Annotated in this window: 17 protein-coding genes, 6 tRNA genes and 2 other RNA genes; 15 read left to right on the top strand and 10 right to left on the bottom strand. The window is 56.4% G+C overall.

The window, feature by feature from the left end:
• Nucleotides 1-108: 108 nt before the first annotated feature.
• The gene (locus AC3EMD_RS07010) at nt 109-1344 is read left to right on the top strand and encodes an ion channel protein (RefSeq protein ID WP_012967485.1); all 1236 of its coding nucleotides are present in this window, start codon (nt 109-111) and stop codon (nt 1342-1344) included.
• On the opposite strand, the gene AC3EMD_RS07005 is transcribed toward AC3EMD_RS07010, so the two are convergent.
• On the bottom strand, nt 1341-3002 hold the full coding sequence (locus tag AC3EMD_RS07005) for an alpha-keto acid decarboxylase family protein (RefSeq protein ID WP_012967484.1): 1662 nt from the start codon (nt 3000-3002) through the stop codon (nt 1341-1343). The genes AC3EMD_RS07010 and AC3EMD_RS07005 overlap by 4 nt on opposite strands.
• A gap of 180 nt (nt 3003-3182) precedes the next feature.
• Between AC3EMD_RS07005 and mgrA the strand changes: the two genes are divergently transcribed.
• Together mgrA and AC3EMD_RS06995 are read left to right on the top strand one after the other, a co-directional pair.
• Nucleotides 3183-4175, top strand: coding sequence for an L-glyceraldehyde 3-phosphate reductase (gene mgrA, locus AC3EMD_RS07000; RefSeq protein ID WP_012967483.1), 993 nt, complete (start codon nt 3183-3185; stop codon nt 4173-4175).
• Between the two features lie 130 nt (nt 4176-4305).
• Nucleotides 4306-4659, top strand: coding sequence for a DUF2502 domain-containing protein (locus AC3EMD_RS06995; RefSeq protein WP_008803887.1), 354 nt, complete (start codon nt 4306-4308; stop codon nt 4657-4659).
• Nucleotides 4660-4716: 57 nt separating this feature from the next.
• Here AC3EMD_RS06995 and AC3EMD_RS06990 read toward each other — a convergent pair whose 3' ends face one another.
• Nucleotides 4717-5958 (bottom strand): Nramp family divalent metal transporter, encoded by a 1242-nt coding sequence (locus AC3EMD_RS06990; RefSeq protein WP_012967482.1) that lies wholly within the window; start codon nt 5956-5958, stop codon nt 4717-4719.
• A gap of 346 nt (nt 5959-6304) precedes the next feature.
• Between AC3EMD_RS06990 and nupC the strand changes: the two genes are divergently transcribed.
• A complete protein-coding gene (gene nupC / locus AC3EMD_RS06985) occupies nt 6305-7507 on the top strand; it encodes a nucleoside permease NupC (protein ID WP_012540950.1) in 1203 nt (400 codons plus the stop codon).
• A 48-nt stretch (nt 7508-7555) separates the two neighbouring features.
• Here the strand turns inward: nupC and AC3EMD_RS06980 are convergent, their stop codons facing one another.
• From AC3EMD_RS06980 to AC3EMD_RS06970, 3 genes are all read right to left on the bottom strand, one after another.
• Complete coding sequence (locus tag AC3EMD_RS06980) at nt 7556-9727, bottom strand: EAL domain-containing protein (RefSeq protein WP_012967481.1); 2172 nt, start codon at nt 9725-9727, stop codon at nt 7556-7558.
• Nucleotides 9728-9936: 209 nt separating this feature from the next.
• Nucleotides 9937-10012, bottom strand: a tRNA-Ala gene (locus tag AC3EMD_RS06975).
• A 41-nt stretch (nt 10013-10053) separates the two neighbouring features.
• Nucleotides 10054-10129 (bottom strand) — tRNA-Ala (locus AC3EMD_RS06970).
• Nucleotides 10130-10348: 219 nt separating this feature from the next.
• Between AC3EMD_RS06970 and AC3EMD_RS06965 the strand changes: the two genes are divergently transcribed.
• The gene (locus AC3EMD_RS06965) at nt 10349-10702 is read left to right on the top strand and encodes a YfeC-like transcriptional regulator (protein ID WP_008803883.1); all 354 of its coding nucleotides are present in this window, start codon (nt 10349-10351) and stop codon (nt 10700-10702) included.
• Between the two features lie 3 nt (nt 10703-10705).
• Entirely contained in the window at nt 10706-11098 is a 393-nt protein-coding gene (locus AC3EMD_RS06960) for a MerR family transcriptional regulator (RefSeq protein ID WP_008803882.1), read from the top strand.
• 52 nt (nt 11099-11150) lie between these two features.
• On the opposite strand, the gene gltX is transcribed toward AC3EMD_RS06960, so the two are convergent.
• Nucleotides 11151-12569, bottom strand: coding sequence for a glutamate--tRNA ligase (gltX, locus tag AC3EMD_RS06955; protein ID WP_008803881.1), 1419 nt, complete (start codon nt 12567-12569; stop codon nt 11151-11153).
• A 259-nt stretch (nt 12570-12828) separates the two neighbouring features.
• On the opposite strand from gltX, the gene AC3EMD_RS06950 reads away from it, so the two are divergent.
• The 6 genes from AC3EMD_RS06950 to AC3EMD_RS06925 all read left to right on the top strand — a co-directional run bounded on the left by AC3EMD_RS06950 (nt 12829) and on the right by AC3EMD_RS06925 (nt 13618).
• Nucleotides 12829-12904 (top strand) — tRNA-Val (locus AC3EMD_RS06950).
• A gap of 45 nt (nt 12905-12949) precedes the next feature.
• Nucleotides 12950-13025: transfer RNA gene (locus tag AC3EMD_RS06945), tRNA-Val, on the top strand.
• Nucleotides 13026-13071: 46 nt separating this feature from the next.
• A tRNA-Val gene (locus tag AC3EMD_RS06940) sits at nt 13072-13147 on the top strand.
• 4 nt (nt 13148-13151) lie between these two features.
• Nucleotides 13152-13227 (top strand) — tRNA-Lys (locus tag AC3EMD_RS06935).
• Nucleotides 13228-13249: 22 nt separating this feature from the next.
• Nucleotides 13250-13385: non-coding RNA, RtT sRNA (locus AC3EMD_RS06930), on the top strand.
• 95 nt (nt 13386-13480) lie between these two features.
• Nucleotides 13481-13618: non-coding RNA, RtT sRNA (locus AC3EMD_RS06925), on the top strand.
• Between the two features lie 83 nt (nt 13619-13701).
• Here AC3EMD_RS06925 and AC3EMD_RS06920 read toward each other — a convergent pair.
• Complete coding sequence (locus tag AC3EMD_RS06920) at nt 13702-14628, bottom strand: LysR family transcriptional regulator (protein WP_008803880.1); 927 nt, start codon at nt 14626-14628, stop codon at nt 13702-13704.
• 88 nt (nt 14629-14716) lie between these two features.
• On the opposite strand from AC3EMD_RS06920, the gene AC3EMD_RS06915 reads away from it, so the two are divergent.
• Complete coding sequence (locus tag AC3EMD_RS06915; protein ID WP_008803879.1) at nt 14717-15715, top strand: bile acid:sodium symporter family protein; 999 nt, start codon at nt 14717-14719, stop codon at nt 15713-15715.
• Here the strand turns inward: AC3EMD_RS06915 and AC3EMD_RS06910 are convergent.
• The 3 genes from AC3EMD_RS06910 to zipA all read right to left on the bottom strand — a co-directional run bounded on the left by AC3EMD_RS06910 (nt 15712) and on the right by zipA (nt 19081).
• A complete protein-coding gene (locus AC3EMD_RS06910; RefSeq protein WP_002913440.1) occupies nt 15712-15930 on the bottom strand; it encodes a DUF3820 family protein in 219 nt (72 codons plus the stop codon). The genes AC3EMD_RS06915 and AC3EMD_RS06910 overlap by 4 nt on opposite strands.
• A gap of 1 nt (nt 15931) precedes the next feature.
• Nucleotides 15932-17947, bottom strand: coding sequence for an NAD-dependent DNA ligase LigA (gene ligA, locus AC3EMD_RS06905; protein ID WP_012540946.1), 2016 nt, complete (start codon nt 17945-17947; stop codon nt 15932-15934).
• A 69-nt stretch (nt 17948-18016) separates the two neighbouring features.
• Nucleotides 18017-19081, bottom strand: coding sequence for a cell division protein ZipA (zipA, locus tag AC3EMD_RS06900; RefSeq protein WP_302074001.1), 1065 nt, complete (start codon nt 19079-19081; stop codon nt 18017-18019).
• A gap of 230 nt (nt 19082-19311) precedes the next feature.
• Here zipA and cysZ point away from each other — a divergent pair, with 230 nt between their 5' ends.
• Both cysZ and cysK read left to right on the top strand, forming a co-directional pair.
• Nucleotides 19312-20073 (top strand): sulfate transporter CysZ, encoded by a 762-nt coding sequence (gene cysZ, locus AC3EMD_RS06895; RefSeq protein WP_032733405.1) that lies wholly within the window; start codon nt 19312-19314, stop codon nt 20071-20073.
• A gap of 176 nt (nt 20074-20249) precedes the next feature.
• Entirely contained in the window at nt 20250-21221 is a 972-nt protein-coding gene (gene cysK, locus AC3EMD_RS06890) for a cysteine synthase A (protein WP_012540942.1), read from the top strand.
• Nucleotides 21222-21558: the final 337 nt, after the last annotated feature.

The following is a 21558-nucleotide window of genomic DNA, read 5'->3' as shown; positions in this document are numbered from 1 at the left end:
TCGGATATCAGACGCCGCCTTAACTTTATCGTTTCAGCACCATTTGCATCGACGGCCCCTACCGACGAAGGCAAAGTAGTGCTTCAGAACTTTGACAAGGACATTTTCATGCTCCATCCTCGCGCCAGAACAATGCTGATCCTGTCGGTGCCGGCCATCCTGATAGGTATCGCCTGCAGTCTGATCCTGATCGGCGCGATGAAGGTTGCCGCGCTGCTACAGCGCGTGCTGTGGAGCAATCTGCCCACCCAGTTGGGGATCAGCGCTGACAGCCCGCTATGGATTATCGCCATGCTCACGGCGACAGGGATCGCCGTGGGCCTGATAGTCCGCTACAGCCCGGGACACGCCGGGCCGGATCCGGCGACCGAATCGCTCATTGGCGCCCCCATTGCAACCGGCGCGCTGCCCGGACTGCTGGCCGCGCTGATCCTCGGCCTTGCCGGCGGCGTCAGCCTCGGCCCGGAGCATCCGATTATGGTGGTGAATATTGCGCTGGCCGTCGCCGTCGGTTCACGGCTGTTTCCGCGCGTCAGCTCGCTGGACTGGACCATCCTCGCGGCCTCAGGCACTATCGGCGCCCTCTTCGGCACCCCGGTGGCCGCCGCGCTGATTTTTTCGCAAACCCTCAACAGCAGCAACGAGTCGCCGCTGTGGGATCGCCTTTTTGCGCCGCTACTTGCCGCCGCCGCGGGCGCGCTGACGACCGGGCTGTTTTTCCATCCCCATTTCACGCTGCCGATCCCCCATTATGGCCAGATGCACTTCGTCGATATCATCAGCGGTATGATCGTCGCCCTGATTGCTATCGCCGTCGGCATGGTGGCCGTCTGGTGTCTGCCGCGCCTGCACGCCCTGATGCATCGTCTGAGAAATCCCATCCTGACGCTGGGCATCGGTGGGTTGCTGCTGGGGATCCTCGGGACCATTGGCGGCCCCTTAACGCTGTTTAAGGGGCTGGATGAGATGCAGCAGCTGGCTTTCAGTCAGACGCTAACCGCCGCGGATTTTCTGCTCATTGCGCTGGTCAAGCTGGCTGCGCTGGTGCTCGCCTCCGCCAGCGGCTTTCGCGGCGGGCGAATTTTCCCGGCGGTCTTCGTTGGGGTGGCGCTGGGGCTGATGCTGCATACCCACGTGGATGCCGTGCCAGCGGCGATCACCGTCTCCTGCGCCATTCTCGGCATGGTGCTGGTCGTCACCCGCGACGGCTGGCTGAGCCTGTTTATGGCCGCCGTAGTGGTCCCGGATACGACGCTGCTGCCGCTGCTGTGCATTGTGATGCTCCCGGCCTGGCTGCTGCTGGCCGGGAGGCCGTTGATGATTGCTAAACGAACTGGCGACTAAACGCGGCTGTTTCGTTCCTCCAGCGCCTGCGTCACCGCACGCAGGAAATCGGGGATATCCATTTTCGGTAGCATCACTTCGACCAGGGTAAGGGTATCGGAGGTGATGCTTTCCGCCATCGCTTCCCGTAGCTCAGCCGTGTGCGTGACCCGCCAGCAGCGTGAAACAACGTCCGGGGCAAAGGCTTCCGGCAGTCGCTGCCAGTCCCACAGGGCGATGTCATTGTAGCGCTGCTCAGGGCCATGAATCGCCCGCTCCACGGTATACCCTTCGTTATTCAGCAACAGAATAAGCGGTTTTTGCTTATCGCGAAGCATAGAGCCCATCTCCTGAATCGTGAGTTGGGCAGCGCCATCGCCGACGATCAGCACCACCCGCCGCTCTGCCGCCGCGGTTTGCGCGCCATAGGCGGCCGGGAGGGTAAAACCAATCGACCCCCACAGCGGCTGGACGATCAGCGATGCCTCAGAGGGGAGCTTAAGCGCCGCGATGCCAAATGCCGCCGTCCCCTGGTCGGCGAGGATAATATCGCCGGGGCGCAGCGCATCCTGCACCGTCGACCAGAAATTCTTCTGGGTTAACTCGCCTTCGCCCTCCTCTTCCACTTCCGGCGCCATGACCTGAGGCGCCGCCCACTCCGCCGCCAGCGGAGCGGAAAGCGTCATTAATGCAGCCAGGGCTTGATCCATCGGCACGCCGCTGAACCAGTGGTCGCCCACCCTGACGGCGAAGGGCTGGATCTCAATGGTCTTCTCCCGCGACAGATGCTGGGTGAATCCCGCGGTGATAGTGTCGGTGAAGCGCGTACCAATGCAGATGATGGTGTCGGCGTTTTCAATCGCCTCCCGGGTCTGCGGGGCGCTGGCGATCCCGCTATAGGTCCCGACAAACCCGCTCAGCTGCTCATCGAACAACCCCTTGCCCATTAGCATGGTGGCATGGGCGATGGGGGTTTTCGCCACCCACTCCCGAAGCGTGTTCTGCAGGCCATAGCGTTGCGCCAGGAAATCCGCCAGCAGAGAAATGCGTCGGCTGCCCCGCAGCAGGCGGCTGGCATGTTCGCGGAACCCGGCGAGCTGGTTTTCATCCGCCGGAGCAGGCTCCACCAGCAAGCCCTGGGCCGGGGCAATCGCTGCTGCTCTGGCGACATCGGCCGGCAGCATCAGATAGCCGGGCCGATGATGCGTCAGCATATCGCGCAGGACACGGTCGATCTCATGGCAGGCGTTGCCGGCGGTCAGCAGCGCCTGGCTGCAGGTGATCTGCTCGCTCATGCGGGCGAAATGGCGAAAATCGCCATCGCCGAGGGTATGGTGCAGCAGTTCGCCACGCTGCTGAGCGCCGGTAGAGGGCGCGCCGACGATATGCAATACCGGAATATGTTCCGCATAGCTACCCGCAATGCCGTTCAGCGCGCTCAGTTCGCCGACGCCGTAGGTGGTCAGCAGCGCACCGGCCCCTTTGATGCGCGCATATCCGTCAGCGGCATAGGCCGCATTCAGCTCGTTGGCGCAGCCGACCCACCCCAGGGCGCTGTGCGCGATGACGCGATCGAGAAACTGTAAGTTGTAATCTCCTGGTACGCCGAACAAGCGGTCAATACCGCAGTCAACGAGGCGATCCAGCAGATAATCCCCAATAGTGTAGGTCGGTTGCATGTCCATTATCCTCATTTTGGTGCAGGTGTAATTTGAGTATTGAATAAGCGATCCGCCTGTCCAGAAGGGGGACGATAAAGCCGGTGTAAAGCAATAGTTACGCCCAAAAAGCAGTGTACTCCATGCAGAACATTGATTAGTGTAAACGTATACACACCCTATTTTATCTGCGGAGGAAGAATGGTTTACCAGGCAAGCACCACGCGATATCAAACGATGGAGTATCGTCGCTGCGGGCGCAGCGGCCTTCAGCTCCCGGCGATTTCTCTCGGCCTGTGGCACAACTTTGGCGACGAAACGCGCGTGGAGATCAGCCGGCAGATGCTCCTGCACGCGTTTGACCTTGGCATAACTCATTTCGACCTCGCCAACAACTATGGGCCGCCGCCGGGTTCAGCAGAGAGCAATTTTGGCCGCATTCTGAAAGAGGCGCTCCAGCCCTATCGCGATGAGTTGATCATCTCCACCAAAGCGGGCTACACCATGTGGGACGGCCCGTACGGCGACTGGGGTTCACGCAAATATCTGGTGGCCAGTCTTAACCAGAGCCTGCAGCGCATGGGGCTGGAGTATGTCGATATTTTTTATCATCACCGCCCGGACCCGCAGACCCCACTGACGGAAACAATGCGTGCGCTCGATCATCTTGTCCGTCAGGGTAAAGCGCTGTACGTCGGGATCTCCAACTATCCGCTGGCCCAGGCGCAGGAGGCGGTGAAGATCCTTAACGACCTCGGTACGCCCTGCGTCATTCACCAGCCCCGCTATTCGATGTTCGAACGCAGTGCGGAAGAGGGGCTGCTGGATTTTCTGCAGACGGAAGGGGTGGGAAGTATAGCGTTTTCACCGCTGGCGGGCGGACAGCTTACCGATCGCTATCTGAACGGTATCCCGGCCGACTCTCGCGCCGCCAGCAGCAGTCGTTTTCTGCAGCCGGAGCAACTGACCGCCGCGCGATTAGAAAAAATTCGTCAGCTAAATACGATAGCGGAAGAGCGCGGGCAGAAGCTGTCGCAGATGGCGCTGGCCTGGGTTCTGCGCGAGGAGAAAGTGACCTCCGTGCTGATCGGCGCCAGCAAAACCGCGCAGCTGGATGATGCCGTCGGCATGCTGCAGAATCGCCATTTCAGCACCGAAGAGTGCGCGGCCATCGACGCCATCCTTGCGCTGTAAAGCAAATGTTACTTTAGCAAAAAGTGCTCTTTTCTGCGCTTTCGGAGTTCGTCCGATGCGGCGGGTCTTTACCGGCCCGTAATATCAGGTTAACAGGCCGCTTACGGCCCCGATCGTGAAGGAGAAGAGTATGTTCAGGTCACTGATTCTGGCAGCAGTACTGCTGGCCGCAGCGCCACTAGTCGCTAACGCTGGTGAAATCACCCTGCTGCCATCGGTAAAATTACAAATAGGCGATCGTGACAATTACGGTAACTACTGGGACGGTGGCGGCTGGCGCGACCGTGATTACTGGCGTCGTCACTATGAATGGCGTGATAACCGTTGGCATCGACATGACAACGGCTGGCACCGCGGCTGGGACAAGGGTAAAAATAAAGCCTGGGAGCGCGGCTATCGTGCTGGCTGGAGCGACCGCGACGACCACCGCGGCGGCTGGGGACGAGGCCCGGGCGGACGTGGCCATGGCCATGGTCATCACTAACAGACGAAAAGGGGAGCCCATTGGCTCCCCTTTGCTTTAACCAGCGCGGGTCACGAACTACGCCACGCCGAGCAGCGATCCCACAATTAACCAGCCATTCAGACTCACCACAATGGCGACAATCACCCAGCCAGTGACTCTCACCCAGCGGGTATTCACCAGGTCGCCCATCAGTTGCGCATTGCTGGTAAATATCAGCAGCGGCACCAGAGCAAGCGCAATACCAAAGCTCAGCAGCACCTGACTCATCACCAGGATACGCGTAGGATCCAGCCCCAGCAGGATCACCACAAACGACGGCAGCATGGTGACCGCCCGGCGAAACCACAGCGGAATATGAAAGCGGATAAACCCCTGCATGACGACCTGCCCTGCCAGGGTACCCACTACCGTCGATGATAAACCTGCAGCGACCAGGCTCAGACCAAAGATGGTCGCCGCCGCGTGGCTCAGCAGTGGCTCCAGCGTTCTATAAGCCTGATCGAGATCGGCGACGCCGGTATGGCCGTTGAAATGGAATGCCGCCGCGGCGGTCGCCATCATCGCCAGGTTGACGAACCCGGCAATGGTCATGGCAATCGCCACATCCCAGCGGGTCGCGTTATAGCGTTCTTTCCGCGTACCGCCGTGCAGATGCTGGGTAAGCGAGGAATGTAAGTAGATAACGTGCGGCATAATGGTCGCCCCCAGTACCCCGGCGGCTAAGAATACCGCCTCGCCGTTGGGCAGCGTAGGGATCACCAGCCCTTTTGTCAGGGGGGCCAGCGCGGGCTGAGAAAAGATCAACTCCACGACATAGGCCACGGCGACAAACAGCAGCAGCCCGCCGATCACCTTCTCCAGCGGTTTTTGCCCGCGCCGCTGCAGCATCAGGATCAGGAAGGTCGCCATCCCGGTCAGCACCGCCCCCTGCAGAAGCGACACGCCCAGAACCAGCTTAAAGCCAATCGCAGCGCCGATAAATTCAGCCAGGTCGGTGGCCATCGCAATGATTTCCGCCTGCACCCAATAGAACCATACCACCGGTCGCGGGTAATGGTCACGGATCTGCTCGGCCAGATTTTTGCCGGTGGCAATGCCCAGTTTGGCAGAGAGCACCTGGATCAGCATCGCCATCAGGTTGGCCCATACCACCACCCACAGCAGCTGATAGCCAAAGCTGGCGCCAGCCTGAATGTTAGTGGCGAAATTACCGGGGTCGATATAGCCAATGGCAGCGACGAAAGCGGGCCCCATGAGGGCGAGCTTCACCTTGCGCGCGGCGCGACTACTGCTATTCTCAACGCGACTGCTAGTCATCTTCTGCCTCTGGAAATATAGCCTTTGCTATGTTTCATGCTATCAAAATGCGAATGATTATCAAGTTCATTTAAAATGGAGATAATGATTGCTGTGATAGGCGGGAACAATAGCTGGCCGGAAATGAGAAACGGGCGTTAGAACACGAGAGCGTGCCCAGTACTAAGAGTAGTACAAGAATGCAACTTTTAAAACCTTTACGTAACATAACAAAAGTGGATGTTTGATCACTATTTTTGCCATTGGTCACAGTTCCTTGCAATAGTGTGCAATTGATCTCGTTTTCTTTAAAGCCGTTGCATAGAATGTGCACGGAAATTTAACCTGCCTCATATTTGGAGCAACTATGGACCGCGTCTTGCATTTTGTCCTCGCGATCGTTGTGGTGGCTATACTGGCCCTGTTGGTCAGTCACGACCGTAAAAAGATCCGTATTCGTTATGTTGTTCAACTGCTTGTCATCGAAGTCCTGCTGGCCTGGTTCTTCCTGAACTCCGATATTGGTCTGGGTTTTGTGAAAGGCTTCTCTGAGATGTTTGAAAAGCTTCTCGGGTTTGCCAACGAAGGGACAAACTTCGTGTTCGGCAGCATGAACGATAAAGGTCTGGCCTTCTTCTTCCTTAAGGTTCTGTGCCCTATCGTCTTCATTTCCGCGTTGATCGGTATTTTGCAGCATATTCGTATCCTGCCGATTGTCATCCGCGCCATCGGTACCGTTCTGTCGAAAATCAACGGCATGGGCAAGCTGGAATCCTTCAACGCCGTGAGCTCGCTGATCCTCGGTCAGTCGGAAAACTTTATCGCCTATAAAGATATTCTCGGCAAAATGTCGCGCAACCGCATGTACACCATGGCGGCGACGGCGATGTCCACCGTGTCGATGTCGATCGTAGGCGCGTACATGACCATGCTGCAGCCGAAGTATGTCGTCGCGGCGCTGGTGCTCAACATGTTCAGCACCTTTATCGTTCTGTCATTGATTAACCCGTACCGCGTGGAAGAGAGCGAAGAAAATCTGCAGATGTCGAATCTGCACGAAGGCCAGAGCTTCTTCGAAATGCTGGGCGAGTACATCCTGGCGGGCTTTAAAGTCGCGATTATCGTGGCGGCGATGCTGATCGGCTTCATCGCGCTGATCTCGGCCCTGAACGCCCTGTTCGCCACCGTGACCGGCTGGTTCGGCTACAGCATCTCCTTCCAGGGGATCCTCGGCTATATCTTCTACCCGGTTGCCTGGGTGATGGGTGTGCCGGCAAGCGAAGCGCTGCAGGTGGGCAGTATTATGGCCACCAAGCTGGTCTCCAACGAATTCGTCGCCATGATGGATCTGCAGAAAATCGCCTCGACGCTCTCTCCGCGTGCGGAAGGCATTATCTCTATCTTCCTGGTCTCCTTCGCCAACTTCTCATCTATCGGCATCATCGCCGGGGCGATCAAAGGCTTGAACGAAGAACAGGGTAACGTGGTTTCTCGCTTCGGTCTGAAGCTGGTCTACGGCTCCACGCTGGTTAGCGTGCTGTCCGCTTCGATTGCGGCACTGGTTCTGTAACAGGCGCCTGTCATCTGAGCCGGGCAACGCCCGGCTTTTTTTTACCCGTCATTCGCCCAACGGCTGAGGCTTACCGACCAGGTAACCCTGCAGATAATTCACGCCCAGTTCCAGCAGGCGCGCTTTTTGCGGTTCGCTTTCGACATATTCCGCCACCACGCTCATCTGTTTCGCCCGCGCCATTTCGACAATCGATTTCACCATAATGGCGTCCAGCGGGTCCGTCAGAATATCGCGGACGAAGCAGCCGTCAATCTTAATGATATCGGCCTGCAGATGCTTCAGTCGTTCATAGTTCGCATAACCGGTGCCAAAGTCATCAATGGCGATGGCGCAGCCAAACGCGCGCAGCGCGTCGAGATTTTGCTGGCTGGTGTCGGCATTGGAGAAAGCCTGCTCTTCGGTCACCTCAATGGTGATAAGATCTGGCGAAATGCGATAGCGTTGAAACAGCGCGATAATCTGCGCCGCGCTGTCTTTTTGCATCAGGGTTGAAGGCAGCAGATTGACCGAGAACCGCTGGCCGGGATGCTGATGGAGCGAACTGAACAGGGTCTCCAGCACCAGCATGTCAAAACGCTGGCTGAGGTTAAACTGCACAATCAGCGGAATAAACTGATCCGGCATAATGACGCCGTCACCACAGCGCATGCGCGTGAGGATCTCATGATAGCCCTCCCCCTCCGCGTTTTGAATCGGTTGCGCATAGAGCACCAGCGCCCGCTCTTTGAGAACCTGCTTGACGCGCATCAGGAGGCGTACCTGCTCGGTGGTTTGATCCACCACCAGCTCCTGCTCCTCATCCAACGCCAGTACCCGGCGTTCACTGCCCGCCTGTTCGGAAAGCCAGCTGAGCTGGCCCAGCATCTGGTGCAGCGTCTCACCCTGACCGTCATCACGGCTCCATGCCGCGCCAAACTCAAGATCCAGCGGCTGATTATGCCAGCTGAACTTTTTGTGGTTGAGGATGGCGACCATATGGTTTAGCCGCGCCGCAGGGTCCGGCCCGTCAAGCACGAGGATCAATTCGCTGCCGGGAACCTGGAAGACTTTATCCGTTGCCCCCAACAGCGGCTGAAGCGCCCGGATGATTTGCCGTTTACAGTCCACGCCCATCATTAGCCCATAATGTCGGCTAAGAAAATCGAGATTATCGATACGCAAGCTGCAGATAGCCTGCAGAGGACTGCTCTGTAAATGGCTCACCAGCGCGCGCAGATTAGGTAAGCCCGTCAGCGGATCCTCTTCCGCCTGGCTACGCCAGCGGCGTTTATTGCGATCGCTGCGGGCATAGGTGTCTGCCATATAAAACAAACAGATAGTGAAGGAGATCAGGACTGACAGCACAAAGGATAATGAATACTCGCTTTGGACGCCCTGGAGAAAGTTTTTATTATACACCACCAGCAAAAAGGCTGAGACAGACCATGAAATACGCAGCAGCGCATGACCAATCCGGCTAATCCCGATAAAGTAGACAATAAATATCACCGGAACTAAATAACCGGCAATAAATTCAGACTGATACGGCGCACACAGTAAAGTTAATAAAAGCGCCAGCGAGATAAACCAATATAGGGTAAAAGAACGATGTTTGGGTGCCAGCCATGGTAAACATTCCTGACGCCAGAAACGTCGGGCATAGTGCGGACTGATAATCATCCGCATTGGATAATAAAGAAACGTCGTAAAAATTAATGCCGCGCTGATTAAACTTTGGATATCTATTACGGTATAAATCAACGGCATACTACCAAAGTAACTGGTAATAGATAATGGAAACGCAAAATATTGCCCGGCAAGGTACATGGTGATTTTCAACAGCACCGGCGCGAAGAAGCCGCCCCAGAAGATCCGCGCCCCCATATGTTTCGCCGTGGGGCCACACCGCCAGCGCTTGCCCACCATCAGGCGTAAAACAGCGCAGGAGACAAACACAGCAAACAGCTGACAAAAGAGCAGAATAAGCGCCTGTGACAGCGTTAATTCAATGAGAAAGCTATTGGTAATGGCAAACGCGAGAATTAATGGTGCGATCGCATAGCGGCCAAAGATAAAAATAACAGAAAACATCACGCTGATTGGCAGCCAGGCAATATAAATAAGATTGCCATCAATAACCGTTTGCGGTGAAATAAAACGAGCCAGCGGAATAGCGACTAAACTGACGAGAAAGGCCAACAGAGTTTTTTTGATATTAATGTTAATTTTATCAAGCATTATTGTTAATTAAAACTCCGGCAACCTCATTACGTTTAATGGGGGAAATGTTATGTTGCTTATTTAGGGCAGGCAAGGTGAATTATCAGGAAAAAGTCTGAAATTACTTTCGATTTTAATAGCTGGAGATTAACTGACTTAACCAGAAAGTGCTTTACATGAAAACAGCTAAAAACAAAAACCCCCGCCGAGGCGAGGGTTCTGAATTTTGGTGGAGCTAAGCGGGATCGAACCGCTGACCTCTTGCATGCCATGCAAGCGCTCTCCCAGCTGAGCTATAGCCCCACAGGACCTCTTTACGAACCAAATCTGCTGGGTGCAGAATTTGGTGGAGCTAAGCGGGATCGAACCGCTGACCTCTTGCATGCCATGCAAGCGCTCTCCCAGCTGAGCTATAGCCCCGTAACGTAAAGCGTGTCGTGTTGACGGGCGGCATAATATGAATTCCTCGCTCAGGTGTCAACGGAAAAATTATCCTTCGCAATTCAATCGCTGAAAAAGCAGGCAACTTGCTGACATTGCGAGCCTTATCGCAGCCAGAAGTTAAACAGGTCACTTTTTCACGTAAAAGGATGCTATAACATGTGCAGCTAATTCCCATACATTTACTCAGGAAATAGTATGCTCAAGGAACGAATGACACCTGAAGAAATCGCCCACCTGACCGGCTATAGCCGGCAAACCATCAATAAATGGGTGCGGAAAGAAGGCTGGCAAACCTCTCCGCGGCCTGGCGTCCAGGGTGGCAAAGCGCGGCTGGTCCATGTCAATGAGCAAGTCAGGGAGTTTATCCGCAGCGCTCAGCGCGTGGCAGAGACACCAGGCGCCTATTCTACCCACGACAGCGATCTGGAATCGCTGCTGCTGACCCTTAGCAAAGAGCTCACTCCCAGCGAGCAGAAGCAGCTGATGTCGCTGTTGCTGCGCGAAGGGATCACCGGGTTACTGCTTCGGTTAGGGATCCGCGATCGGTAAAGCATGATGAAACTGAAAGATAAAATGACACCCGCAGAGCTCGCCGACTGCCTGGGACTGGCCAGACAAACGATCAATCGCTGGGTTCGCCAGCAAAAATGGCGCACGGAAGCGATACCCGGCGTCAAAGGAGGACGCGCGCGACTGGTGGTCATCGACAAACCGGTGCTCGAATTTCTGACCAATGCGCCTGCCAGGCGCCATCTGTTTACCGACAATCATTTGGCGGAATCGCCCGGCGCTTATCTGGTCAATGAGGCTGACGTGGTCTGGCGGCAAATCACGGAAACCCTGCAACTGATGACTCCGGCCGAACAGCTGCAGCTTCGCGATCTGCTGGCCCGGGAAGGGATTAGCGGCTTTCTTGCCCGCCTCGGCATCGCCAGCCCGGCGTAACAGACAAAAAAAACGGCAGGAGTAACCTGCCGTTGTTTCATCCACGTCCCAATCAGGACGCCTGACCTTCACGTTCAGCGATAAAAGCCAGCGCTTTGTTGATACGCTCAACGCTACGGGATTTACCGATAGCGTGGACGGTGACGTCAAGCGCAGGAGACTGCCCTGCCCCGGTAACCGCCACGCGCAGCGGCATGCCGACTTTACCCATGCCGACTTCCAGCTCATCAGCGGTTGCCTGAATTGCATGGTGGACGTTCTCCGCTGTCCAGTCGCCGATCGCCGCCAGCTTGTCGCGAACCACTTCCAGCGGCTGACGCGCCACCGGACGCAGATGTTTCTTCGCCGCATCGGCGTCGAACTCAGCGAACTCTTCATAGAAGTAGCGGCAGCTCTGAGCAATCTCTTTCAGCGTTTTGCAACGCTCGCCCAGCAGTTTCACCAGCTCGGCCAGCTGTGGGCCATTACGGGTATCGATATTTTCCTGCTCGATGTGCCACTGCAGATGCGTCGCCACGTATTCCGCCGGCAGCGTATTGATGTAGTGATGGTTCAGCCACAGCAGTTTGTCGGTGTTGAACGCACTCGCGGATTTGCTGACCGCCCCCAGCGAAAAGAACTCGATCATCTCTTCGCGGGTGAAGATCTCCTGATCGCCATGGGACCACCCCAGACGTACCAGATAGTTAAGCAGCGCTTCCGGCAGGTAGCCATCGTCACGATACTGCATCACGCTCACCGCACCGTGGCGTTTGGACAGTTTTTTACCGTCATCGCCGTTGATCATCGACACGTGGGCGTAAACCGGCACCGGCGCATTCAGCGCTTTGAGGATGTTGATCTGGCGCGGTGTGTTGTTGATATGATCTTCACCACGGATCACATGGGTGATCGCCATATCCCAGTCATCTACCACCACGCAGAAGTTATAGGTCGGGGAACCATCGGTACGACGAATGATCAGATCGTCCAGCTCCTGGTTGCTGAACTCGATAGGTCCGCGGATCTGATCGTCAAAGATCACCGACCCTTCCTGCGGGTTGGCAAAACGCACCACGCACGGCTCATCGTCGGCATGATGCTCGTGGCTATGGCGGCAGCGGCCATCGTAACGCGGCTTCTCACCGTTCGCCATTTGCTCTTCGCGCAGCGCTTCCAGACGCTCTTTCGAGCAATAACATTTATAAGCGGTGCCAGCTTCCAGCATCTCATCGATCACGTTGTTATAACGGTCGAAACGTTTGGTCTGGTAATAAGGGCCCTCATCCCATTGCAGATTCAGCCAGTTCATGCCATCCATGATGGCTTCAATTGCTTCCGGGGTGGAGCGTTCGAGATCGGTGTCTTCAATACGCAGCACAAACTCACCGCCGTGGTTACGAGCAAAAAGCCAGGAATAGAGAGCAGTACGCGCACCGCCAACGTGCAGATAGCCTGTTGGGCTTGGCGCGAAGCGAGTTTTGATTTTCATGAATTGGCCTTACGTTTAATAAAGATGCCGATAGCCGGCAATGTCCGGTGGAAATTATGGGTTAATATTCTAACACCGTGGGCTGATTCCTCAATGTTGATCCCGTCGGAACGTCACGGTTTGCCATTTTTGTTTATAAATCATGCTACGCCGCCGGTTTTACGATCGCTTTGTTTAATTTTACGACGAACGAACGAATTCTTTAGAAAAGGCGTTGACTCATTTTCAACTCTCCCTATAATGCGACTCCACACAGCGGGGGTGATTAGCTCAGCTGGGAGAGCACCTCCCTTACAAGGAGGGGGTCGGCGGTTCGATCCCGTCATCACCCACCACTACTTAACGTAGTCTCCGCCGTGTAGAACAGAAAATTGAGAAGTGGGTGATTAGCTCAGCTGGGAGAGCACCTCCCTTACAAGGAGGGGGTCGGCGGTTCGATCCCGTCATCACCCACCACTTTCTCGCCAGCTGGATTTTCTGTCAAAATGTGAAGTACCGAAGTGGGTGATTAGCTCAGCTGGGAGAGCACCTCCCTTACAAGGAGGGGGTCGGCGGTTCGATCCCGTCATCACCCACCACTTCGGGTCGTTAGCTCAGTTGGTAGAGCAGTTGACTTTTAATCAATTGGTCGCAGGTTCGAATCCTGCACGACCCACCAATGTAAAAAGGCGCCCTAAAGGCGCCTTTTTGCTATGCGCCGAACTCAACGATTCGAACCTGCAGCAGGTTCGGGTCGAACGCAGTGAGACAACGGAGCCGCTTGCGGCGACGGCCCGAAGGGCGAGGCGAAGCCGAGTCATCCTGCACGACCCACCAATGTAAAAAGGCGCCCTAAAGGCGCCTTTTTGCTATGCGCCGAACTCAACGATTCGACAAAATTGTGGGGAACAATTTTGAACGACGCGGCAGCGTTGGCCCGCAGGGCGAGTCTCAGGATGAGACGAGTTTCTCTGCAGCAGGTTCGGGTCGAACGCAGTGAGACAACGGAGCCGCTTGCGGCGATGGCCCGAAGGGCGAGGCGAAGCCGAGTCATCCTGCACGACCCACCAATGTAAAAAGGCGCCCTAAAGGCGCCTTTTTGCTATGCGCAGTTTGCGGTCTTGCCGCGAGTTCCCCCGCAGCACTCCCCCTGTCAGCGCTGATACAGCGGATCTTCCACCCTCGCAGCGGTTAAATTTGCCCCTTCTTCACGCACAATTTCCCATAACGCCTGAGCGGCGGTCGACAGCGAGCGATTTTTCCGGCATGCCAGCATCAACTGCCGCTCCATCACCGGGGTCAGCCGCTTCACCGTCAGATGGCTCCCCTGCGGTAACGGCAGCGCCAGCGCCGGCAGAACGCTGATGCCAATTCCCGATTCTACCATCGGAAACAGCGTTGCCGGGTGACCAATCTCCTGCACAATGTTCGCCCGGATAGCCAGCCGGCTAAGGGCCGCATCAATCAGCGGACGGCTGCCGGAGGCATAGTCCTGCAGGATCAGTCTCTCATCCTGCAGCGCTTGCCACGGCACCTCCGTCAGGCCGGCAAAAGGATGATCCTCCCGGCAAAGCAGCAAAAAAGGTTCCGCCAGGACCACTTCACACTGCAGATCTGCCGCCGGGCCGGGGTCGATCACAATGCCGAAATCCACTTCCCCATGGCGAATACTCTCCAGCACCCACTGCTGGGGCCGATCGTGCAACACAAAATCGATATCAGGATAACGACGGTTGCTGTGAGCAATACACTGCGGAATCAGGTGGGCGGAAATCGTCTGACTGGCGGCGACCTTGACGGTACCGCTCATCTGCTGGCCGACGCGCCCGGCGTCGCGCAGGGTAATCGTCAACTCATCGAGCAAACGCTCCAGCCGCCCCGCCAGCTGCTGACCCGCTTCGGTGAGCACGACTTCGCGAGTGGTACGGTCGAGTAACCGAACGCCGGTCTGATGCTCCAGCTCTTTGACGCTATGGCTGACGGCCGACTGACTTAAGCCAATCATCTCCCCTGCCCGGCTGAAGCTTCTGGCCCGGGCGACGGTGACGAATACTTTTAACTGACGCAGAGAGTAATTCATCTTTTTTATTCATGAATAGATGCAATAAATCAATTTTATTTCTCAAATGAAAAAAAGCACAATAGCGCATCTCTTTTCAGGAGCGTTTATGAAACTTTTCCGCATTCTCGATCCGTTTACGGCAACCCTGGTCACCGTTGTCCTGCTGGCCTCATTCTTCCCCGCCCGTGGCGCTTTCGTTCCCTTCTTTGAACATCTGACCACCGCCGCCATTGCCCTGCTGTTTTTTATGCACGGCGCTAAACTCTCCCGGGAAGCGATTATCGCCGGCGGCAGCCACTGGCGTTTGCATCTGTGGGTGATGTGCAGCACCTTTATACTCTTCCCGGTACTCGGGGTTCTGTTTGCCTGGTGGGCGCCGGTGAATGTCGATCCGATGCTCTACAGCGGCTTTATCTATCTGTGCATTCTGCCGGCCACCGTGCAATCCGCTATCGCCTTTACTTCGCTGGCCGGAGGCAACGTCGCGGCGGCGGTGTGCTCAGCCTCGGCCTCCAGCCTGCTGGGGATCTTTGTTTCACCCCTGCTGGTGGGCGTCCTGATGAACCTTCATGGCGCAGGCGGCAGCCTCGAGCAGGTCGGTAAAATCATGCTGCAGCTGCTGCTGCCTTTCGTACTCGGTCACTTATCACGGCCGTGGATCGGCAACTGGGTGGCGAAGCATAAGAAGTGGATTGGTAAGACCGACCAGACCTCGATTCTGCTGGTGGTTTACTCCGCCTTTAGCGAGGCAGTGGTGAATGGCATCTGGCATAAAGTTGGTCTGGGATCGCTGCTGTTTATCGTGGTGGTCAGCCTGGTGCTGCTGGCCATTGTCATCGCTGTTAACGTGTTCGTCGCCCGCCGCTGCGGCTTTAACAAAGCCGATGAGATTACCATCGTCTTTTGCGGTTCGAAAAAGAGTCTGGCCAACGGCATCCCGATGGCCAATATTCTCTTCCCAACCTCCATCCTCGGCATCATGGTGCTGCCGCTGATGATCTTCCACCAAATCCAGCTGATGGTCTGCGCGGTGTTGGCGCGGCGCTACAAGCAGCAAACCGATGCGCGTCTCGCTGAGGAAAAGGCCAACGCCGCCAAAGCTTAACGCGCTTTCTTCAGGGGCTGAACCAGATCGCTCAGCCCCTCGGTTTTAATCAGCAGGGTCAACGCCATCAGCTCGCCGAGATGGCCGGCAGGAAACTGATCCTTACGCGCAAACCACAGTAAATACTCTTCCGGGACATCGATTAAACGACGTCCCTTGTATTTACCGAACGGCATCTCAGTATTGGCTATTTCGACCAGCTGCGCTTTATCCACGTTATTCTCCCAGCAGACGCATCATTTCGGCTTCGTCAATCACCTCAATGCCCAGCTCCTGCGCTTTCGCCAGCTTAGAACCCGCCGCTTCGCCGGCAATCACCAGGTCAGTTTTCTTCGACACACTGCCTGCCACCTTCGCCCCCAGCGCGACGAGACGCGCTTTGGCGTCATCCCGCGATAGCTGACTCAGGCTGCCGGTCAGGACCACGGTTTTACCCGCAAACGGGCTATCAATCTCTTCCGCCTTCACCACGACTGGCGCCGGCCAGTGAACGCCTTCGGCCAGCAGCTGCGCGATGACATCGCGGTTACTCTCTTCGGCAAAGAAGTTGAAGGTATGGGTGGCAACCACGATGCCAACATCAGGGACCTTTTGCAGCTCCTCAATGGAAGCCTGCTCCAGGGCTTCAAGAGTGCCGAAATGCGCCGCCAGGGCCGCCGCTGTCGCTTCGCCTACCTCGCGAATACCCAGAGCGTAGAGGAAGCGTGCGAAGGTCGTCTCTTTGGCTTTTTCCAAAGCATTGACCACATTTTGCGCGGACTTCGGCCCCATCCGATCCAGCCCGGTGAGTTTCCCGGCGCTCAGGCGGAACAGATCCGCCGGCGTATGGACATACTCTTTCTCCACCAGTTGGTCGATGATCTTGTCACCCATGCCGTCAACGTCGAGCGCGCGACGGGAGACGAAGTGCTTAAGCGACTCTTTACGCTGCGCGCCGCAGATAAGGCCGCCCGTACAGCGGGCTACCGCCTCGCCCTCCACTCGCTCAACGTCGGACTGACATACCGGGCAGTGGGTCGGGAAGACAACATCCCGGGCATCCGCCGGACGCTCGGAAAGCACCACATTGACCACCTGCGGGATCACATCGCCTGCCCGACGAATCACTACCTTGTCGCCGATTTTCAGACCTAAGCGTTCGATTTCATCGGCGTTATGTAGGGTGGCATTGCTCACCAGCACGCCGGCGACATGGACCGGCTCCAGGCGCGCCACTGGCGTGATCGCCCCGGTGCGCCCTACCTGGAACTCCACATCCCGGACGAAAGTCATCTGCTCCTGTGCCGGGAACTTAAAGGCCACGGCCCAGCGCGGCGCGCGGGCCACAAAACCCAACTGCTCCTGCAGCGCCAGCGAATCGACTTTGATCACCACGCCATCAATGTCAAAGCCCAGATGAGGACGATCTTCCTCGACTTTACGATAGTAAGTGAGCACTTCCTCGGGAGTATGACACAGGGTGACGCGATCGCTCACCGGCAGTCCCCATGCTTTGAACTGCTGCAAACGGGCCGAGTGGCTGGCCGGCAGCTCACCGCCCTCCAGCACGCCAACGCCGTAGCAGAAGAAAGTAAGCGGTCGCTTCGCCGTGATGCGCGGATCGAGCTGGCGCAGCGAACCCGCCGCCGCATTACGCGGGTTAGCAAACACTTTTCCGCCGGTGCGGCGCGCTTCTTCATTGATTTTTTCAAACCCGGCTTGCGGAAGGAAAACCTCACCACGCACCTCAAGACGTGCCGGGATATTCTCGCCATGCAGCTTGAGGGGGATAGTGCGAATGGTTCGCACATTGGAGGTAATATCCTCGCCGGTGGTACCGTCGCCGCGGGTCGCGGCCTGCATCAGTACGCCGTTTTCGTAGAGAATACTCACCGCGAGGCCGTCGAGCTTAAGCTCGCAGCAGTAGGTGAGATCGTCAGTGCTTTTCAGGCGATCCTGTACCCGCTTGTTGAAGGCGAGAAAGCTCTCTTCATCAAACACGTTATCCAGCGACAGCATCGGCACTTCATGGCGGATCTGGCTGAAGGCAGTTAGTGGCGCCGCCCCCACCCGCTGAGTCGGCGAGTCCGGGGTAATCAGCTCCGGATGTTGACTCTCCAGCTCGCGCAGCTCGCGCATCAGGCGGTCATATTCCGCATCGGGCACTTCCGGTGCGTCCATAACGTGGTACAGATATTCATGATGGCGAAGCGTGGTTCGCAGTTCAGTCAGTTGTTGTTCGATCGGTTCCATATCACACCATCAATGATAAAAAACCCCCGACAGGCGGGGGTTGAGAAGGAGTTGAGATAACGCGGGACGTCAGGCGTTCGCGTCTTTCACTTCGCGAATACGATCCTGGTATTCACGCAGTTTTTGCGGCGTCATCATGCGACGCTGATCGTCAAGCACCACACCGCCCACTTCATCGGCGATATACTGCGCAGACTGCAGCATCAGCTTGAAGTTCTGCAGTTCATCACCGTAGGAAGGGACCTGCATAAAAATAGTCACCCCAGGGGTCATCATATCCGCCATGCTGTCCGGATTGAAGGTCCCCGGCTTCACCATGTTGGCCAGACTGAACAGTACCGGGCCGCTGCCATCCGGACTCAGATGGCGGTGGAAAATATTCATTTCACCAAACTTGAAGCCGGCCTGCTGGATGCTGTTGATCAGCACCTCGCCATTAAGCTGTGCGCCGTGATGGGCGGCGACGTTCATCACAATGACCGTCTCTTTACGCTCTTTCGGCTGCGGCGCGGCAGGCTGCTGCGGCTCTACCGGCTGCGGCTCGACCACGGCGGGCTGCGGCGCGGCAACAGGCTGTGGCACAGGCTGCTGCGGGGCGGCTGGCTGCGGCTGGGCAACGGTCGGCGTCACCGGCTGTGGTGCGACGGGCTGCTGCACAACGGGCTGCGGCTGATGTTGGGGTTGCACGGACGGCTGCGCGGGCTGCGGCTGTTGCCAGCCAGGCTGCACAGCCGCATGCGGCACAGGCTGCTGTCCCTGCGGTTGAACCGGGGCCTGGCGCGGCGATTGCTGCGGCTGGCGAACCGGTTCATCAGGACGCACAGGCTGCTGCATCTGGCGCTCGTAAGGCGGCTGGTACTGGTGCTGCGGCGCCTGACGAGGGGCTTCATGCTCCCCATGCGCGCCGTGCGGGGCGTGAGTGACCGGATGAACGCGGACTTCACCTACGCCTTCAACATTATCATCAAAGTCTTCGTTTTCCGACTCATCGTCGCGCGACTTCATACGTTTCAGTGGGCGATCGCGAAACATCGAAGAACGTTCTTTACGGCTGGTCCAAAAACCATGTACCAGTAAAGCGATTATGGCGATCGCGCCAACAATGATTAATATCAGACGCAAATCCTGCATCATTATATTCTCTGTTGTTCTAACACCTTGCCACCACGGCAAACATTTACTCACTAAGAGTATTTGCCGATTACCTCAAGTGCAAGTGCGTCGGTCGCTTTCACCACATAAAGATGAACTAAATCGTGCTTTTTGCTGTTTTTTCGAACATTTCCTAACTGGTTATTGTCTGGCGACCCGATAAAATAAGCGAGCATTCACACTGGATGTTAAAAAAGGAGCATTGCCTGGCTATGGTTTCATCATCCGCACCGACCCCGCGTAGCGGCGTTTATTATTTTTCGCAGGGCTGGAAACTCATCGGGCTGCCTGGCATACGGCGTTATGTCTTTTTGCCTTTGCTGGTTAACGTGCTGCTGATGGGCGGAGCCTTCTGGTGGCTATTTACCCGTCTCGACAGCTGGATCCCCTCGCTGATGAGCCATGTGCCGGACTGGCTGCAGTGGCTGAATTACCTGCTGTGGCCGGTGGTGGTGCTCTCGATTCTGCTGGTGTTTGGTTACTTCTTTTCGACTATCGCCAACTGGATAGCTGCGCCGTTCAGCGGCCTGCTGGCGGAACAACTTGAAGCGCGTCTGACTGGCGCCACCCCGCCGGACGTCGGCGTCTTTGGCATCCTGAAGGATATTCCGCGCATCATGAAACGTGAGTGGCAGAAGCTGGCCTGGTACCTGCCCCGCGCCATCGTGCTGTTGCTGCTCTACTTTATACCCGGCGTTGGCCAGACGGTGGCCCCGGTACTCTGGTTCCTGTTCAGCGCATGGATGCTGGCGATTCAATACTGCGATTACCCCTTTGATAATCACAAGGTCCCCTTCAGGACCATGCGCGAAGCGCTGCGCAGCCGCAAAGTGATGAATATGCAGTTTGGGGCGCTCACCAGTCTGTTTACCATGATCCCGGTGTTAAACCTGGTGATCCTGCCGGTGGCCATCTGCGGCGCCACCGCGATGTGGGTCGATTGTTATCGCGATAAACACGCGGTCTGGAAATAGCCCCAACATGTTCACCCCGGGAGCGGCTGAGGCCGCTCCTTATATCTCGCTTATTCCTTCTTGCTTATCATTATTTCCCTTCCGCATATAGATATGCTAAATCCTTACTTCCGCATATTCTTTAAGCGGGTATGCTGATGCCGTACCCCCAAATTTCATACAGTTAAGGACGGGCCATGAGTAAGATTTTTGAAGACAACTCCCTGACTATCGGTCACACGCCGCTGGTACGACTGAACCGCATTGGTAACGGCCGTATCCTGGCAAAGGTAGAATCTCGTAACCCGAGCTTTAGCGTAAAATGCCGTATCGGCGCCAATATGATCTGGGATGCTGAAAAGCGCGGCGTTCTGAAACCTGGCGTGGAACTGGTCGAACCGACCAGCGGCAACACCGGTATCGCCCTCGCCTACGTAGCGGCGGCCCGCGGCTACAAGCTAACGCTAACCATGCCGGAAACCATGAGCATTGAGCGCCGCAAACTGCTGAAAGCGCTGGGCGCCAACCTGGTACTGACCGAAGGCGCAAAAGGCATGAAAGGCGCTATTCAGAAAGCGGAAGAGATCGTCGCCAGCAACCCGGAAAAATTCCTGCTGCTGCAGCAGTTCAGCAACCCGGCTAACCCGGAAATCCACGAAAAGACCACCGGCCCGGAAATCTGGGAAGACACCGATGGTCAGGTGGACGTCTTTATCTCTGGCGTAGGCACCGGCGGTACGCTGACCGGCGTCAGCCGCTACATTAAAAATACCAAGGGCAAAAAAGATCTGATCACCGTCGCGGTCGAACCGACCGATTCGCCGGTCATCTCCCAGGCGCTGGCGGGTGAAGAGCTCAAGCCGGGCCCGCACAAAATTCAGGGCATCGGCGCCGGCTTCATTCCTGGCAACCTGGATCTGAAGCTGGTGGACAAAGTGATCGGCATTACCAACGAGGAAGCTATCTCCACGGCGCGCCGTCTGATGGAAGAAGAAGGCATCCTGGCGGGTATCTCTTCCGGGGCCGCTGTTGCCGCCGCGCTGAAGCTGCAGGAAGATGAGGCCTTTACCAATAAGAATATTGTGGTTATCCTGCCTTCCTCAGGTGAGCGTTATTTAAGCACCGCGCTGTTCGCCGATCTCTTCACTGAGAAAGAATTGCAACAGTAGTGCCAGCTTGTAAATAATGTGTAAAAAAGCACCTTTTCAGGTGCTTTTTTGTGGCATACGTCAAAGTTTTACCCCTCCTGGCATTGATTCACCTCGTAGGGTCTGGTATTTAACCAGCACATTTATTTTGATGCGCGAAATTATTCAGAAGAGGATTTCCGCCAGCTGAATCGATTTTATGATTTGGTTCAAGTCTTCCTTTCGCGGCATAATGTTTAATGACGTGCTAGACGTCAATGGCCCGCAGGTCTTCGCAGCGCCAGGCGCTGCCGACGCCAAGGCCGGAAACGTAACGCCGGCGCTAACAATACAGGCTAAAGTCGAGTCGTTAGACTAG

Source organism: Klebsiella sp. PK18 (assembly GCF_057784655.1).
The sequence above is the reverse complement of the archived record's forward strand: the minus strand, read 5'-3'. Positions and strand labels throughout refer to the sequence as shown.